The 16,209-nt window shown below is 42.6% G+C and carries 15 protein-coding genes and 1 pseudogene; 4 read left to right on the plus strand and 12 right to left on the minus strand.

Annotation, left to right across the window (positions count from 1 at the left end):
• Positions 1-121: 121 nt before the first annotated feature.
• From MKY75_RS21475 to MKY75_RS21490, 4 genes are all read right to left on the minus strand, one after another.
• The gene (locus tag MKY75_RS21475; protein WP_069011601.1) at positions 122-772 is read right to left on the minus strand and encodes a response regulator; all 651 of its coding nucleotides are present in this window, start codon (positions 770-772) and stop codon (positions 122-124) included.
• Positions 769-2,007 (minus strand): sensor histidine kinase, encoded by a 1,239-nt coding sequence (locus tag MKY75_RS21480; RefSeq protein ID WP_029519353.1) that lies wholly within the window; start codon positions 2,005-2,007, stop codon positions 769-771. The genes MKY75_RS21475 and MKY75_RS21480 overlap by 4 nt, the downstream gene beginning before the upstream one ends.
• 252 nt (positions 2,008-2,259) lie before the next feature.
• Positions 2,260-2,430, minus strand: a complete 171-nt coding sequence (locus tag MKY75_RS21485) for a hypothetical protein (protein WP_013373210.1) — start codon at positions 2,428-2,430, stop codon at positions 2,260-2,262.
• An 18-nt stretch (positions 2,431-2,448) separates the two neighbouring features.
• The gene (locus MKY75_RS21490; protein ID WP_016820419.1) at positions 2,449-2,643 is read right to left on the minus strand and encodes an H-type small acid-soluble spore protein; all 195 of its coding nucleotides are present in this window, start codon (positions 2,641-2,643) and stop codon (positions 2,449-2,451) included.
• Positions 2,644-2,842: 199 nt separating this feature from the next.
• On the opposite strand from MKY75_RS21490, the gene MKY75_RS21495 reads away from it, so the two are divergent.
• Positions 2,843-4,030 (plus strand): macrolide family glycosyltransferase, encoded by a 1,188-nt coding sequence (locus MKY75_RS21495; RefSeq protein WP_029519354.1) that lies wholly within the window; start codon positions 2,843-2,845, stop codon positions 4,028-4,030.
• Positions 4,031-4,105: 75 nt separating this feature from the next.
• On the opposite strand, the gene MKY75_RS21500 is transcribed toward MKY75_RS21495, so the two are convergent.
• From MKY75_RS21500 to MKY75_RS21525, 6 genes are all read right to left on the minus strand, one after another.
• Entirely contained in the window at positions 4,106-5,521 is a 1,416-nt protein-coding gene (locus tag MKY75_RS21500; RefSeq protein ID WP_029519355.1) for a glycoside hydrolase family 32 protein, read from the minus strand.
• 83 nt (positions 5,522-5,604) lie between these two features.
• On the minus strand, positions 5,605-6,432 hold the full coding sequence (locus MKY75_RS21505; RefSeq protein WP_340886488.1) for a carbohydrate ABC transporter permease: 828 nt from the start codon (positions 6,430-6,432) through the stop codon (positions 5,605-5,607).
• The gene (locus MKY75_RS21510) at positions 6,432-7,316 is read right to left on the minus strand and encodes a carbohydrate ABC transporter permease (RefSeq protein WP_029519358.1); all 885 of its coding nucleotides are present in this window, start codon (positions 7,314-7,316) and stop codon (positions 6,432-6,434) included. Before MKY75_RS21510 ends, MKY75_RS21505 begins: the two co-directional genes overlap by 1 nt.
• A gap of 59 nt (positions 7,317-7,375) precedes the next feature.
• Entirely contained in the window at positions 7,376-8,701 is a 1,326-nt protein-coding gene (locus MKY75_RS21515; RefSeq protein WP_029519359.1) for an ABC transporter substrate-binding protein, read from the minus strand.
• Between the two features lie 164 nt (positions 8,702-8,865).
• The gene (locus MKY75_RS21520) at positions 8,866-9,843 is read right to left on the minus strand and encodes a LacI family DNA-binding transcriptional regulator (protein WP_340886490.1); all 978 of its coding nucleotides are present in this window, start codon (positions 9,841-9,843) and stop codon (positions 8,866-8,868) included.
• A 178-nt stretch (positions 9,844-10,021) separates the two neighbouring features.
• Positions 10,022-11,368: a cellulase family glycosylhydrolase gene (locus tag MKY75_RS21525; RefSeq protein WP_069011603.1), complete on the minus strand. Its 1,347-nt coding sequence runs from the start codon at positions 11,366-11,368 to the stop codon at positions 10,022-10,024.
• Positions 11,369-11,753: 385 nt separating this feature from the next.
• Between MKY75_RS21525 and bglS the strand changes: the two genes are divergently transcribed.
• Positions 11,754-12,467: a beta-glucanase gene (gene bglS / locus MKY75_RS21530; RefSeq protein WP_029519363.1), complete on the plus strand. Its 714-nt coding sequence runs from the start codon at positions 11,754-11,756 to the stop codon at positions 12,465-12,467.
• Positions 12,468-13,042: 575 nt separating this feature from the next.
• On the opposite strand, the gene MKY75_RS21535 is transcribed toward bglS, so the two are convergent.
• Entirely contained in the window at positions 13,043-13,255 is a 213-nt protein-coding gene (locus MKY75_RS21535) for a hypothetical protein (RefSeq protein WP_029519366.1), read from the minus strand.
• Positions 13,256-13,692: 437 nt separating this feature from the next.
• Between MKY75_RS21535 and MKY75_RS21540 the strand changes: the two genes are divergently transcribed.
• A complete protein-coding gene (locus MKY75_RS21540; RefSeq protein WP_165149533.1) occupies positions 13,693-14,247 on the plus strand; it encodes a GNAT family N-acetyltransferase in 555 nt (184 codons plus the stop codon).
• A gap of 552 nt (positions 14,248-14,799) precedes the next feature.
• Positions 14,800-15,233: pseudogene (locus tag MKY75_RS25640) on the plus strand (DinB family protein); the annotation flags it as partial.
• Positions 15,234-15,875: 642 nt separating this feature from the next.
• Here MKY75_RS25640 and MKY75_RS21555 read toward each other — a convergent pair.
• The gene (locus MKY75_RS21555; protein WP_340886493.1) at positions 15,876-16,169 is read right to left on the minus strand and encodes a hypothetical protein; all 294 of its coding nucleotides are present in this window, start codon (positions 16,167-16,169) and stop codon (positions 15,876-15,878) included.
• Between the last annotated feature and the right edge of the window lie 40 nt (positions 16,170-16,209).

Here is a 16,209-nt window from a genome sequence, read left to right on the forward strand (position 1 = left end):
CAAGTAAACTTTTTCATCCTTTTTTCATGTTATAACAATGAACAAACAAAAAAATCGTACAAAGGGGCAAGCACCTTATGTACGACTGGGCAAATAAATAACATATTTTCAGTTATTATTTCTAAAGCTGTAAAATACCACGTTCCAACGAAACAGCAACGGCTTCAGATCTGGAATCAACACCAAGCTTGTTATAAATATTCGTTAAATGTGCCTTTACGGTACGCTCGGAAATTCCCATATCAAACGCAATTTCCTTACTTTTAAAACCATGTGCAACAGACTTTAATATATGTCTTTCCTTATCAGTCAGAACTAAGTTTCTTTCATGTGACTTTGCCTCAGCTTCTCTCTTATTCGTGGCAGCAAATACCCTTGCTGTTATTTCTGGCTGAAGCAGCGTTTCACCCCTTAGCGCAGACTCAATCGTGCGAAATAGGTTTTCCCGACTGGTATCTTTCAACAAATATCCTTTTGCTCCCAAAGAGAGTCCTTTAATCATTAAATCATCTTCGTTATAGGTCGTCAGGATAATGACTGGCGTTTCATTTTGTTTTTCTCTGAGGGCCTTCATGGTTTCCAAACCACTCATTTGCGGCATATATAAATCCAACAGGATGACATCCGGCTGAAGTTCTTCGATCAATTTAAGAGCCGTTACACCTTCTCCCGCTTCACCAATCACTTCATAGCTGTCATGGGTCTCCAGCACCAGCTTTAATCCTTCTCTAACTACCCAATGATCATCGACGATTAAAATCTTGTATTTCATAATAGGTCTCCTTTAGTAAGAGGCGCCTCTATTTTTATAGCCGTACCTTCTTGAAATATACTGCTGATATTGATTTTCCCACCCAGCATCCGTACACGTTCATGTATACCTATTATTCCGTAATGCCCTGTTTGCTTGGCAATAATATCCGTATCAAATCCTTTTCCATCATCACGAATCTCGATTTCAATCTTGCCTTCGTTATCCAAAATACTTATCCATACAGTATTCGCATGTGAATGCTTCGCTACGTTGGTTAAACACTCGCTTATAATAAACAATCCATGTTCGAACACCAGTCTGGGAACCGAAGCTTTAATTTTGATGTTGCGGATTACACGAATGCTCGTAGCCATTGTGAATCGCTGTATTTCTTCCTCCACGGCTTCTGCAAAATCAACTTCCGAGATGGTTTTCGAACGCAGATTGTCTATAGCTCGCCTTGAATCAGACAATGTTCTTCGCACTTGTGACATCGATTGTTGGACGATCTCCTGAGCTCTTTGCGTACTTCCCTTTGTCAGATGGGCATCAATGGCTTCAAGTTGCATGATTAGCCCAGCAAGCCCCTGCGCCAGCGTGTCATGAAGATCACGGGCCATACGTTGTCTTTCGTTAGCAATTGTAAGTTCTTCGACCTTTTGATGTGCGATTTCAAGTTCTTTAAGAACGTTTTGCGTTCGGATTCGTGCTTGAACTTGTTTGAGAAAAAGAATGGCATAAGCTACTATAACAACTGCAATTAGAAAAAATAGCGGGATGAACAATACAAATTGCCTGCCATCATTATGCCAGACCACAGCCACACAAAAAAGTACATAAGAGATCAAAAATACAAGAATGACCTTAAGCGGCTTGTAATAAATACCTATACTCTGACCCACCAAAATTGGCATTAACCCAACCAGCACAATGGAGAAACTGTCAGGTAGAAGAAATGCACTTGAAAAGATCAATCCCCCTTGCACAACAAAATAAGCCCATGAAAAATATTTTGCAACTCTTTGAGCATGCAAGTACAAGAGGATGTGTAATATGACGATTACAGTAAATAAGACACTTTGCAGCAGATTTAGACCACTAGACAAATGTTGAAGAATGACAGACTCACTATAAATTATAAAAATCCATATTATAGTTAATACTTTTGAAATATCTTTCTTCTCAAATTCACCTTCACTTTCACTTATTTCCGGATCTACATTCTGGACCTGTACATTGAATTCATCGTTCATAATTCCCTCCTACAATTCTAAATTCGGCTTTTCGACTTAATAGAGATAATGGCACTATGACGGCCTAGTCCATTTAGTTTGAACAGAAATCATTTATATATTATTTTACAAAAAAACGAAAAGAAAAAAACGTACACATGGGCAGCTTCACTTGTACGTTTGGGCATTGAATACTTTTTGTTTGATACCATCCAAGTTATGCGTCATATAAAAAGCACGCAGCAGGTTATCCTGTGCGCGCTTGACCACTTACTATTCTTCTTCCAACTCATCTGGTACATCGTATTTATTGATATGTGAAGTCATTGCTGCAACAGCTTCGCTGGCATCCGTTGTGGCCGGTACTTCTCTGACCACATCATCCGTCTGATCACGAAAGTTCAAACGATCTGCCTCAATCTCTTTCTGTTGGTTCGGTTTCATTTTTCACGTCGCTCCTTTCTATTCAAGGGTCTGATCTCGTTCTGTTAACGCGTACAAAGGTACTTCCCGTTCTTCTTCCGGGTTGTTCAGCGCATAGATCCGTGCCGTCTCACGCTGTTCATTCACATGCTGAATATAAATGGGTAGCCCATCACACAACACATTCGCCATTATGGAAGAAGACGCTATTTCTTGCGCTCTTTGAACATTCACTTAGAAAAAACCTCCCTTGCTAAGTAGAGTTCCCCCTTACTATGCACGAGGTAAATATTTGTTATACATATTTCATGCCAACATGTGTTTCACGATCTTGAAAGGATATCATTTGAAAAAATAAATATTATTGTTATTATGGATTGAGAGATTCAGTGAAAACTGCAATCTTAATTGTAGAGAAAAGGAGTAATGATGAATGTTAAACATATTAATGGTTAACTTTCCGGCAGAAGGACATGTGAACCCTACGATTGGGATGACGCAAGCCTTTGCAGCACGAGGGGACCAAGTACATTACATTACAACTGAGAAATACAAGGACAGACTCGAAGCAGTTGGAGCGAAGGTTCACCTGCATTCTGATCTGGTCAGGACCGCTTCTATTGATTCCAATACTCCGGATGGGTTGAGTGCATTTATGAAAATTCATATTCAGACTTCGCTGGACATATTAGCAATTACTCAGCAACTGTCTAAAAGCATTGATTTTGACTTTGTATTCTATGATAGATTCGGAGCTGGCGAGTTAGTTAGAGACTATTTGAAAATCCCTGGTATTGCTTCCTCCCCATCTTTTCTGATTTCACAGAATCGGATGGCTACCAATCTCTTTCGCTTTAATGAAAAAGAGCCGTTTCAACTTGATGAACATGCCACGACCTCACTGCAGCTCATGAAAGAAAGGTTCGGTGTTGCTCCCGAAAATATGGTTCAATTTATGAGCAATACAGGGGCTTTGAATGTTGTATATACCAGTCGATATTTCCAACCAGACGGTGAACAGTATGGTGACGAGAATCTCTTTATTGGTCCCAGCTTTCCAGAACGTAAAGGGGAAAATTCATTTCCACTGGACAGACTAGAGGATAAAAAGGTTTTGTATATTTCGATGGGAACTGTTCTGGACCATACTGAAGACTTTTTTAACACCTGTATTGAAGCTTTTTCCGATTTTGAAGGTATCGTCGTGATTGCAGCTGGCGAGAAAGCTGACTTTACGAAAATCAATCCGGCGCCAGAGCACTTTATCATCTCGCCCTATGTTCCCCAATTGGAGGTATTACGTCATTCAGATGTGTTTATTACTCATGGTGGAATGAATAGTGTAAATGAAGGAATTCACTTTAACGTACCCTTGGTTGTACTGCCGCAGGACAAGGATCAGCCCATGGTCGCGCAGCGGTTAACAGAACTTCAAGCTGGCTATCGCATAACCAAAGACCACATCAATGTACAATCGTTAAGAGATGCCGTACATGAGGTACTGTCGAACGCAACGTATAAAGAGGGCGTACAAAAAATAAATGATAGCTTCCAGCAATCTGGCGGTACAGAAGAAGCCCTCGCAAAAATTGATGCCTATCTTCAAAATAAGCTTGTGTAAATCACACGATTACAATTCTACAAAAAAACAGGAGCCCTGACCATCAAGGGTCGGGTTCCTGTTTATCATGCATTTCTATGTGGAGATATCCCACTTCTGAAACGAAGCCATCGTACACTTTCCGCTCGTGAACGCTCGAATGCCTGTAGATTCTGCTCCCGGATACACTCTTCCTGTGAGGACGTATTCACCGTCGCCGATGAATATTTCCACCGAGCTTTTATCGACAAAAATCCGAAGCTCCAGACGGCCCTCGTTTAAGTTTAAAGGCACTCTTCTCTCTCCGCCCGGGCCTATACCTGCACGCTCACGGTTAAAACGGAACAGACCGTCATCGGGACGATACGAGAGTACAGTCTCCTCTTCGTCGCCCACTCGCAGCTTCAAGCCGAATTCATTGGTGTTACTGGCTTCGAACTCAAATACCGCCTTCAGTTCGTAGCTATCTCCGAACGTTTCCATGATCTGCTCGCCTGTCAGCAAGATATCCCGCTGTTCGAACAGATTGGATCGGTAATTTTCCACCTCTTCAAGCGGACGGAACAGCAATCTGTCGTGGTCGATAACCGCTTCCCGCGGAAGACTCATTGCCCCCGCCCAATGGTGCCCTTGCTGGGTCGGCATCTCCGACTCCCACATATCCATCCATCCGATGACGATTCGCCGCCCTTTATCATCCAAGGTTGACTGCGGGGCATAGAAATCGAATCCGTGATCTACCTGAGCATACCGCTCTGCCGTAAATGTTCCAGCCTCCGCATTGAAATCACCTATACCGTACATGGTGGAATGCAGATTGCGGTATGCTTCTCCCTGAGGGGGCATGCGCTGTGGAGACAGCATAAATACGTGCCGACCGCCAAGCGGGAACAAATCCGGACACTCCCAATTATCGCCGAAACGTCCGTCACTCACGGCTAGTACATTGACATACGTCCAGCTTTTCAGGTCTTCAGAACGATAAAGCAGTACAAGTCCGTTCCCTTGGGCATCATTAGAACCAAGAACGGCGTAATATTGATCTTCGTGCCTGAACACCTTAGGGTCACGGAAGTCTTTACGGCTGATCGTGTCCGGTACGGCGTCATAACCGATGACCGGATTGCCCTCCCACTTTTCGAATGTCACCCCGTCCTCCGATACTGCAATCCCTTGTGACTGCTTGTAATCCTGATCCTTGTCAGGCCCGGTTACAACATGTCCGGTATACATCAGGACAAGCTTCCCGTCCTGCTCTATCGCACTGCCAGAGAAGCAGCCATCCTGGTCGAACTCGCCGTCCGGTGCCAAAGCGACCGGTAGATAATCCCACTTCATAAGATCGCGGCTGACTGCATGTCCCCAGTGCATCGGTCCCCATACTGATTTATACGGGTAATGTTGATAGAACAAGTGATACTGCCCGTTATATTGAATGAAGCCGTTCGGATCATTCATCCAGCCGAATTCAGCCATTAAATGGTAGTTCAGCCGATAATCCGGCCGAAGCATATGCTTCGATTGGGAAATAAATTGATCTGCACGCTCTCTCGTATACGTTCTAGTCTGTTTGATAAGGCATCCTACTCCTACAATTATTTAATCGAACCTTGCATAACACCCTGAATAATATACTTCTGGGCGAACAGATAGATGATAATGATCGGAAATATCGTCAGTACCAAACTTGCCATCAATGGACCATAATCCACTGTATAGGTTCCATAAAAGTTATACGTGGACAACGGAAGTGTCCTTTGCTCCGGATCGACCAGAATGAGGGAAGGCAGCAGAAAATCATTCCAGATCCACAGCACATTGAGAATGGAAATGGTGGCAGTCGTGGGCATCAGTACCGGAAACACGATCCGGAAGAATGTTTGAACCCGCGTGCAGCCGTCAATTAGCGCCGCTTCCTCCAGTTCTTTTGGAATACTCTTTACGAAACCATGATAAATGAAGACGGCCAGCGAGCTACCAAAACCGATATACATATAAATCAGCGACCACTTACTGTTCAGCAGATCAAGTGACCCGTAGATTTTCACCAATGGAATCATGATAGCCTGGAATGGAATGATCATGGATGCAACCATCAGCATAAATGTATATTGGTTGAACTTGGTGTTGTTTCTGACAAAATAATGAGCCGTCATCGCCGCAAACAGCGATATAAACAGAACGCTTAACACCGTTATGACCAATGAGTTGGTGAAGGCAGCGATGTAATTCATTTTATCAAATGCATTCATATAATTGACCATACTGTAGCTCTCTGGAAGCGATAACGGATTTGAGGTGATGGCCATGTTTTCTTTGAACGAATTGATCAGCAGAAAGACGAACGGTACGATGAACAATATGAGTATGACTGTCAGCACAATGAATTTGATTACGGAGGAAGCAACTCTTTTTCTTGTCATTACGCCTCCACCTCCAACTTCTTACTAAAATAAACCTGAAGCAGAGTGATGAGAGCAACCATCAGGAACAACACGAATGCTTCTGCTTGCCCCACACCATAATCACGGGAAAGGAATGCCTTTTCATACACATGCATCGACACCATTTGAGTACTGCTGAACGGCCCACCTTTCGTGAGCGCAAGGTTCACGTCATAGACCATAAATCCGCGTTGCAGGGACAAAAATATACATACGATGAAAGAAGGAACCATCAAGGGCAATACCATTTTCCGCAGTCTGGTCCAGCTGTTTGCCCCATCAATGCTTGCGGCCTCCATAATATCATTCGGCACACCCGTCAATCCCGCGATGTAAATGACCATCATGTAACCCGCGTTCTGCCACACCGTTACAATCACGAGTGCCCAGAACGCTTTGTCGGGATCAGCCAGCCAAGTCGTGCTGAGCGACTGTATACTGGCATGTTGTCCCAAATAGACAAGCACGTTGTTGAATATAAACTGCCAGATAAAACCGAGTACAATGCCCCCGACAAGGTTGGGCAGGAAAAATCCTGCCCGGAAAATACTCTGCCCTTTTAACCCTTTAGTCAGCACATAAGCCAGCATAAAAGCGATCACATTGATAAGAACAACGGTATAAAACACATACTTGAGCGTCAAGCCGAATGACTTCCAAAACTCGATATCTCTAAAAACAGCCAGATAGTTTTGGATGCCTACCAGCGATAGTGTGGTGGAAATACCATCCCAGTTTGTGAACGTCAGATAGATGCCATACAAAAATGGAATAATCATTACCGTTATGAAGGCAAACAAGGTTGGGCCCGTAAACAGTAGCCGCGTCCGCAGCCGGTTCCATACTCCTTTTTCCGTAATCATGATGATCCCTTCCTTTGTTTCGGGTTTCTCTCTCTATTCCAGGTAATTTGAAAACAACCTTATTTAACGGTTTTCCAGTAGTTTTCGATTTCTTTAACCAGTGTTGCACGATCTCCCTGTTTCGCCAGATACTTTTGCATGGAAGATCCTGTCTTAGACCAGTGGTCCGCAGGCAGCATGCTCATCGACTGCTCTGACTTGCCTTTTGCAATATAATCCTGGATGGACTTGCCAAGCGGGTCGGCCGCAGGCAGTGTAATATTTTTGAACGCCGGGATAATGTTCGCTTGGTTCACGAGGAAATCCTGGCCTTTCTCATCATATACGATCCAGTTCAGGAACTTCTTCGCCGCATCTTGCTGTTCCGGAGTAGTCTTCTCCTTGTCAATAACAATGCGCTTGGATACAGCGGACGAAATCTCCTGATTGCCGTAGTCATCGGCATTGTTACTGATGGGTACAGGCAAGAAACCATATTCTTTGTTAGCCGTATCAAAACTGTTGATTTGCGGCCATGCCCAGTTGCCCATGAACCAAATGCCAACTTCACCTTTGCCGAGCAGCTCCGGTCCGCGTTCATAAGCTCCTGCTAGCGGAGAAGCCTGATCGATGTTGTATTTCATCATGAGGTCGAATGTATCCATAAGTCCGTTAAATACAGGATTATTAGCCAAGCTAGCCTGGCCCGTTTTTAGTGACGCCATGAATTTGTCCACTTCAGCCATGTCTTTGTTCTGGCCTGCATAAGCAAGAGGCAAATAATGAGCGCCCAGAGACCAGTCCATTGGTGAAATCACCAATGCTTTCTTACCAGATGCCTCAATTTGCTGAAACAGTTTTTCAAGGTCATTTCGGGTTTTAATTGTGGTAGGATCAAAGCTTCCGCCTACCGCTTTATCTACAACGGCTTTGTTGTAAATGAATCCGTAGCCTTCAACAGCCAGCGGAAACGCGTAATTTTTGCCGTCAACCGTCGTAGCTGTGGTAGCGTTTTCAACTGTGTCCTTATTCCACTTTTCTCCGCTCAGATCGAGGATACGGTCCTTGAACTTCTCCACATCACCTGTATCTAGCATGATCATGGTCGGCGGGTTTCCGGATGCGTACAAAGCGGAGGCACGCTCAAAAGGCGACCCACCAGTCGGAACCGGCTGGATTTCAACAGTAATACCCGGATTGTCTTTCTGGAAGGCCTTAGCGGCTTCCTCCAGCTGTGGAAGGATTTCGCCTTTGGAGTTCAAAAGCGTAATCTTCACATTTTTTGAATCCCCTGATCCCCCTCCAGAAGCCGAATTACCTTCTCCACCGGAGCCACCACATGCAGACACCACCATAACTAAAAGAAGCAGCATTACCATCCATTGAACTCTTTTGAATTTACTCACTGTTGTCATCCCCTTATTTATATAATGGCTCTGAACACTTAAATAAAACGCTTACAAACGGATTATATGTCAAAGGTTTAACTTGTGTCAATCGTTTGACATGTTGAATTTTTAACTTGTACTAAAAAAAATCTGTTCCCCTTGTTAGAGGAACAGATTTTCATTCAGGTCGTTGCACGCTCAATTAGTTCAACAGGCAACAGATTGACAGGTTGTACCTGCTCCCCCTCCGCCTGCCTGCGGATCAGCTCGACCGCCAGCCTGCCGATCTCTGCAATCGGCTGTCTTACCGATGTAAGTTCTGGCGTCAGCCAGGAAGCAACGCTTACATCATCGAAGCCTACAATACGCACATTCTCTGGCACATGCCTTCCAGCGCGAATATATTCCTTCAGCGCGAAAGCAGCAATAATATCACTTGTTGCGAATACCCCATCCACATCCGGATGTTCATGAACGAGTTTTGAAATGATCAGCTCGTACTCCTTCTGGTCGAACACATTCAAGTCTGTTTGAACAATCACATGCTGGACATTATGCTTACCCACCACATCCCGGAATGCTTTGGTCCGCTCATTGGACAGCATGTTCAGCTCCAGATTTCCGCAGATATGGGCAATTTTCCGGCAGCCTTTGCGAATGAGCAGCTCCGTAGCCAGCTCGCCTCCGCGATAATTATCCGAGGATATGTAAGGAATATACGGGTCAATCTGCCTATCAAACGTCACGATCGGTGAATTCAAATGTCGGTACTCTTCTACTTCTAATGTATGGCTACCCATAATGATGCCATCCACCCGGTTCCGCTTCAACATATCAATATACACTTTCTCTTTCACGGGATCCATATGTGAATTGCACAGCAGGACCTTGCAGCCATGCTGATAGGCGTAATACTCCACCTGATTGGCAAGCTCACTGAAGAAAGGATGCGAGACATTAGGAATAATAAGGCCAATAATATTGGACTGCTTACGTAGCAGAGATCGTGCTATTTCATTTGGTTGATAATTAAGTTCCTCCATTGCGTCGAACACTTTTTTGCGTGTAGTTTCGCTGATATATCCCCGATTATTCATTACACGAGATACGGTAGTGACCGACACGCCCGCTTTTAATGCTACATCATGAATTGTCGCCATATGAACCTCTTCCCGTACAAAATAAATACATACAAACTATACTCTCTCCTCATCGTTTCAACAACTTTACATAACGGAAGGCCTCATAATGGCCGTCAATCTTACACTAGTCATTTCTATAAGATAATACGACAGCCTATCCAATTGGAAAGGCTGTTGGTAGCTGAAAGTATTAACATCATTCTGATTGTGCGTCCGTCGGTGCATTAATGTATGTATCTGTAAGCACATCAGTCGGTGCATCCGCAGGCAGATTATCCGTTGCTGATTCACTGTTCTGGAGTAGTGCTCTCGGATAGGTCCGTGCACGCTCATAGTACCAGTCAAACAAGAAGCGGGCCATCGCCTGACGTCGGTTATCGCCATCCCACTTTAACCCGGCTGTTGGGTCCGCAAATGAACTCCTTGCTCCAGCTTCCAGCAGAAAGCCATTCATGTGTGCGGTCATGCTGACATTACCGGCTGCTGTAAAAATGGACTTCGTGTTTTGCCCAAATCCATTATTAGAGCCGTTAAACAAATTCCAGTACTCCGAATCGCCGGGCTGTGTTTTGAACCAGGTAAATTCTGTGATATTTATTGGATAGGCTTGAGCTGCCGCCTTAATGTTGGAATCCCATTGTGATTTTAGCTTGTCCTTGTTATCATGCGCTCCGTAGCCCGGATACCAGTGGACAGCATAGCCGTAGTTGTTCAATGGATCTATCAGCGGGTGTTTTGCCGCCGGGCTGTAAAATTGGTTGTATCCAAGTCCTGCAGCCCAGATGACATTATCCGCTCCTTTACTTCGAATCGTGGAAATGATAGAGTTTTGGAATCTTCTCAGATCATTCCAATGGTCAACAAAATCATTTTCACCAGGATAGCCTCCCCAATGCCCATTCGCATATGACTTAATAGGCTCGTTGATCAGTTCAAACATGACGTTATCCGCGCTATTAATAGCCGGCTGCGAGGCAAGATACCCCCATATTTGATTGAATTTGTCCAGATTGGATTGTGTTGTAGCCTGGTCGTTAGCCAAAGTGAAATCAAGACCAAGGGTAACATAAATGCCCTTTGTTTTCGCATAATTGATGTATGGAATAATCACATTTTGTGTAGCTGCTTGTAAACCTGAGAAATTGTATGACCCTGCGGCCACATCTCCCATATCCTGGCGGTCAATAAACAATCGGACCTGATTCATATACCAGCCGTGGTTGCTTCCATACTTCGGTCTGGTGTCTGCAAAGGTGTCAGTGATATCCTTCAAATAAGCCAAAATTGCTGCATGACGATTGTTACCATTTAAATTGAGATAATAATTACTATTTTGATAGGTCCAGTATGCCCCCGACGGCTGATGCCAGCCACTTAAAACAACAGGTTTTCCGCTGCTGTTCACCAATTGATTGCCCCTGACATGGAGCTTTCCCATAGGCATACCTGACCATGCATCTATATGTTGGCCAAAGACCGGTGTTAAAGGCAATAAGAATACAAGTATCAGAGCTATTTTACATACCATACCTAATTTTTTCAAAGTAAGGCCTCCTCTTCAAAAATTAATTGACTATTATACCAAAAGAATAAAATGGTATAAACATGTAGTGGCTCCGCTTCCTGAGTCTATCCCATTTCAAAATCGTCATTTCCCCCCTTAATAGAATATTTTAATCCTGATTTTCATTTCTTGTATATAATTGTAGTACTTACATTTTTAAACCACAACTTGATAAAATTTAGTTTTTTTTAAATTATGCCTCAAGTGTTAAGTTTGCTATTGTGGACGACTCCATTTCAAACTACAATGAAGATACCAAATTTGGAAGCGCTTTATTTTTTCGGTAAGATGGTCAATACTTGAAATAATGTATCATCGTCATCCATTTCTTTCATGTTTGGTCAATCTTTTATGGAGGTGTAAAATGAAGAAGAAATCTTGGTTCACTTTAATGGTCACGGGCATTGTCTCTCTGTTTTTTTCGGTAAGCGTTTATGCGGGGAATGTTTTTTGGGAACCACTTAATGGTTTCAATTCGGGGGCATGGCAAAAGGCAGACGGATATTCCAATGGGAACATGTTTAATTGCACTTGGCGTGCCAATAATGTTAATTTTACGAACGATGGCAAAATGAAGCTTGGCTTAACGAGTTCTGCGTACAATAAGTTTGACTGCGGAGAGTATCGATCGACGAACACTTACAGATACGGCTTATACGAGGTCAGTATGAAGCCTGCTAAAAATACAGGGATCGTATCTTCCTTTTTTACGTATACGGGGCCTACTGATGGCACGCAATGGGATGAAATAGATATTGAATTTTTAGGCAAAGACACGACAAAAGTGCAATTCAACTATTATACAAACGGTGTCGGTGGTCACGAGAAGGTTGTTGATCTGGGCTTTGATGCATCAAGAGGCTTTCACACCTATGCTTTCGATTGGCAGCCAGGATACATTAAGTGGTATGTTGACGGGGTTCTAAAGCATACGGCAACTACAAACATACCAAGCACGCCAGGCAAGATTATGATGAATTTATGGAATGGCACTGGCGTTGACGACTGGCTAGGTTCGTATAATGGAGCGAATCCGCTATACGCTGAATATGATTGGGTAAAATACACGAGCAATTAGCCCATAGTATAAAAGCAGCCCTGTATGAAGTGCCCCCTTAAAGTTAGACAAATATTTTTATGCAACCAGTTGGGCATGAGTTCGGTATTGTACCGGGCTCATGCCTTTTAGTTTGAAGACGGTCAGATGCTGTATCGAAAATGGGTTACCGTGAAGTCGGCATTTTTGAAAAACAAGGGGTTATAACAGCGACAGCCAAGGACGAAAAATAATGGCAGCCTATCAGGGCTGCCACTCCAACTTGAACATAGCAAATAAGAGGACAGTTGATGGCCTCAAGTCCTATTTAAGGATTTATCACCTACTTCATCCATAGCCCACCATCGTCCAGTTTTTCTACGCTCTTTAAAAAGAAATTTACTGGCTTAGTTTTTTGAAGATGAGCACTCGTTTCAAATAGCGTCAAAGAGTTAGAAGCACCATCTACTATCGGGACTAAAACTAAACTAAACTAATCTCATCAATTAAACCTTCAACAGTGAAATTCAAACTTTCTTTTCCTCCAAAAACATAAGAGTTACCTAGCTTTTTCAAATGAGCTAAATGAGCATCCGATGCTTGTTCGGAAAGTACTTCTATAATATGATGACCGAATCGATCATCATCATTAGAAATGATGTTTTTTGTCCATCTAATTTCCTAAAAGGATCTACTGCAACTGCATAGGTTTTAGCATTGGGATTCGCTACGTAATCTGTTCTAGGGATCGTCGGAGTGTTGTCTTGATCTAAATTTATTTTTTTCCAAAAGTGAAATGTTTCTCCATGGTAATCCTGCCGCAAATCCATGCTTGGCATTCGTAACGATCATGAATTCCCTTGTATTTTTTAGTAAAATATGCCGTTCGATTCTCTTCTAAGAAATATCCAACGATTTTGCCATTTAGTGATGTTAGCATGTGACAGACAAATAATATATGGTCTCTCCAAATTAATCCTTATCAATATGTTCTCCTGTCTTTAACTTTTCTAATATTTCTTTACCATAATATCGCTCTCTATTATTTAAACCAAAGCAGCCGTCCTGATTTTAACAAAGCCTGATGACACTTGTTCATCAGGCTTTTAATTTTACTAAAAGTGTCTTTTATTATGTTTCATTAATATTTAGTACGCAACTTTATTGTCCGCTGACAGTTGTTTACGATTGAAAAGCGGTTTCTGATAGAATAAAAGGATCTTACAGAATGAAGCCATCTATTTAAATAACAACTGGAGGTATATTCATGCAAACACTTGAAACCAACCGATTGATCCTGCGGAATTTTATCGCAACCGACGCTGCCGGATTGTTGGAGTATACAGCTAATCCAAGAGTTAACTGCTTTATGGACCACCAGATTTCGACGTTGGAGGAAGCTACATTGGAGGTCGAAAAAAGAAGCAGTGACGACTCCCATATCGCGGTCTGCCTGAAAGACAGCAACGAACTGATTGGAGAGCTGTTCGGTATGAAGGAAGAACGAGATTCGGATACATATGGTATTGGATGGAATTTTAATGCCAGATTTGAAGGGAAAGGGTACGCAAGTGAGAGCGCCAACGCCTTCATAGAATATCTCTTTACGCAACAGGAAGTAAGAAGACTGTACGCCTATGTCGAGGACGATAACTTCCGTTCCCAAAAGCTGTGTGAAAAACTGGGCTTTCGCCAGGAAGGCTGCTTCATGGAATTCGTTTCATTTGTTAAATATGAAGACGGCACGCCGAAATACGAGAATACGTATCAATATGCATTACTGAAAAAAGAGTGGCTCTCACAACGTGCTAATCAGAAATAAAGAACAATAGATTAATCTCATTTTTAAAACTAAAAAAACGTTCCATAACAAATACGGCGACTTCTCTCCAGTGGATTCCAGGGAAAAGTCGCCGTTTGGTTTTAGGTTTCGATATAGGGTCTGGTTTAGCTACCCCAAAACGGCTTTGCAATCTGCTGATGATAATTCAACGATCATTTTCATAATTAGTGAGAACTCATTGACTCGAAGTTATTCGGTCCACCCTAATTTTTCGAATTTTATGAGAATATACGCAACTCTAAAAATGCGTATTTATACAAATAATAAGAAGTTGTACTACTTCTTCATTGTCAATTGTTAGCGAATAATAAGGTTTTAAACTAAACAATAAAGAACTAGACTGAATAATAAAGTTATAGACTGGCGACGTGTGGCCCGCATGCGCGGCTGCAGTTGCGCTCCGGAATGAAGTCCAGCTTTGCGATCGGCGCGCTAGCGAAGGCGGCCGGTGTAATTAGAAAATATAGTCTTAGACTGGGAAATAAAGTATTAAAGATATAAACTACGAATATGCTTTTTTCTTGAACCCTCGAATGGTCGCTTGGGCAAATGTACCTGCATCTGCCTCATTCCACGCTGAACTTGCAGCTCCGTCTTGCGGAGCAGTACATGGCGCTCGGTGGCGGCAGCGAGGAGGGCGGCCATGCCGTGTTTGAGCAAGGGAGCTTCCCACCGGTTCGCATTCAGGTACCGGCCGACTTGCAATATACGCCTCCTCGCCAGAGAGCAAGGAGCAGCTTGTCGCCAAGCTGGAGGAAGCAGGGCGCCGCATGCATGAGATTGGGGCATCGCTACAGAACATAGACCCAGAGCGGCTGCAGCGAAAGGCGACTCATCCGGCCGTAGCCTTCGGCGCGTTAAACGCGGTCGAATGGTTCACGATGGTGGAGATGCATTACCGTCATCATCTTCTTCAAAAGGAGCGGCTAGACGCTTTCTTACAAACTGCAGAGTTATTAGGGTAACAGGACACGATAGTTGAATGTTGACCACAACAGCGGCCAGTCTAGGATTTTATTTTCGCGTCCTTATCTGCCGCGGTTGCATTTGTCGGATCAGTCTAAAACATATTTCTCAAAAGCTGACGACCTTTGAAATGGACAATCGCGTAAAATCAGCAACTCCAGTCTACAACTTTATTTTCTTCGAACATCAATTATGATAATTTTTCTCGTTCAATCTGTAAATTTTCTCACTAATTATGACACTTTCTTCGAACAATAAAGTTGTGTACCAAAATCCAGTATTTGTGATTTTTATTTTTTAATAAAATTCTAAAAATATGTACGTTAAATCCTTATAAATATGTTCTCCTGTCTTTAAATTTTCTAATATTTCTTTACCATAATATTTATTTAAACCAAAGCAGCCGTGTTTTTAATAATCTTGAGTTACCAACACTAAATCGTAGTTACCTACATTAATGTTTCTGAACAGGAAGTGTCAGGTGATAAAAAAGTCGTGAACCAAATTTGTTGATTTTACTGCGTTTGCCAGAGCACGTGATAAACACGAAAAATAAAAAGTCTGAAACCACCATAAATTACCATAAAAAGAAAGTTGGAAACTTGTACTATTACGATAATATAATTTTCATAACCATTTCCTCAATATACTGATTCTTCTATCAAATCTCTTACTAATTCATTATTCACTTCTTTCAATGAAGCCATTATATCTCTAGCTAGTTTATTAATTCTCTTTTTTTGTTCGAATGATAGCTTGATTTTACTTAATTCTTTAAATAGTGAACTTATGGAAGGTAGATTACTATTCCAGCCTCCTGATTGTAATACTGAAAAAAACGTTTCGGCATAATACCAAAAGTCTTCTCCAAGAGCTTCACGTTTCCTTTTTATCCTGTAGTCTTCGTGTGCCTTTTGTTGTTCTTCTGGTGTCATAGTCAAAAGATTAAACTCGTCTGCAACGATCGGCCATTAC

Source organism: Paenibacillus sp. FSL L8-0663, from assembly GCF_038008125.1.
In the GTDB taxonomy this organism is placed as follows: Bacteria; Bacillota; Bacilli; order Paenibacillales; family Paenibacillaceae; genus Paenibacillus; species Paenibacillus polymyxa_D.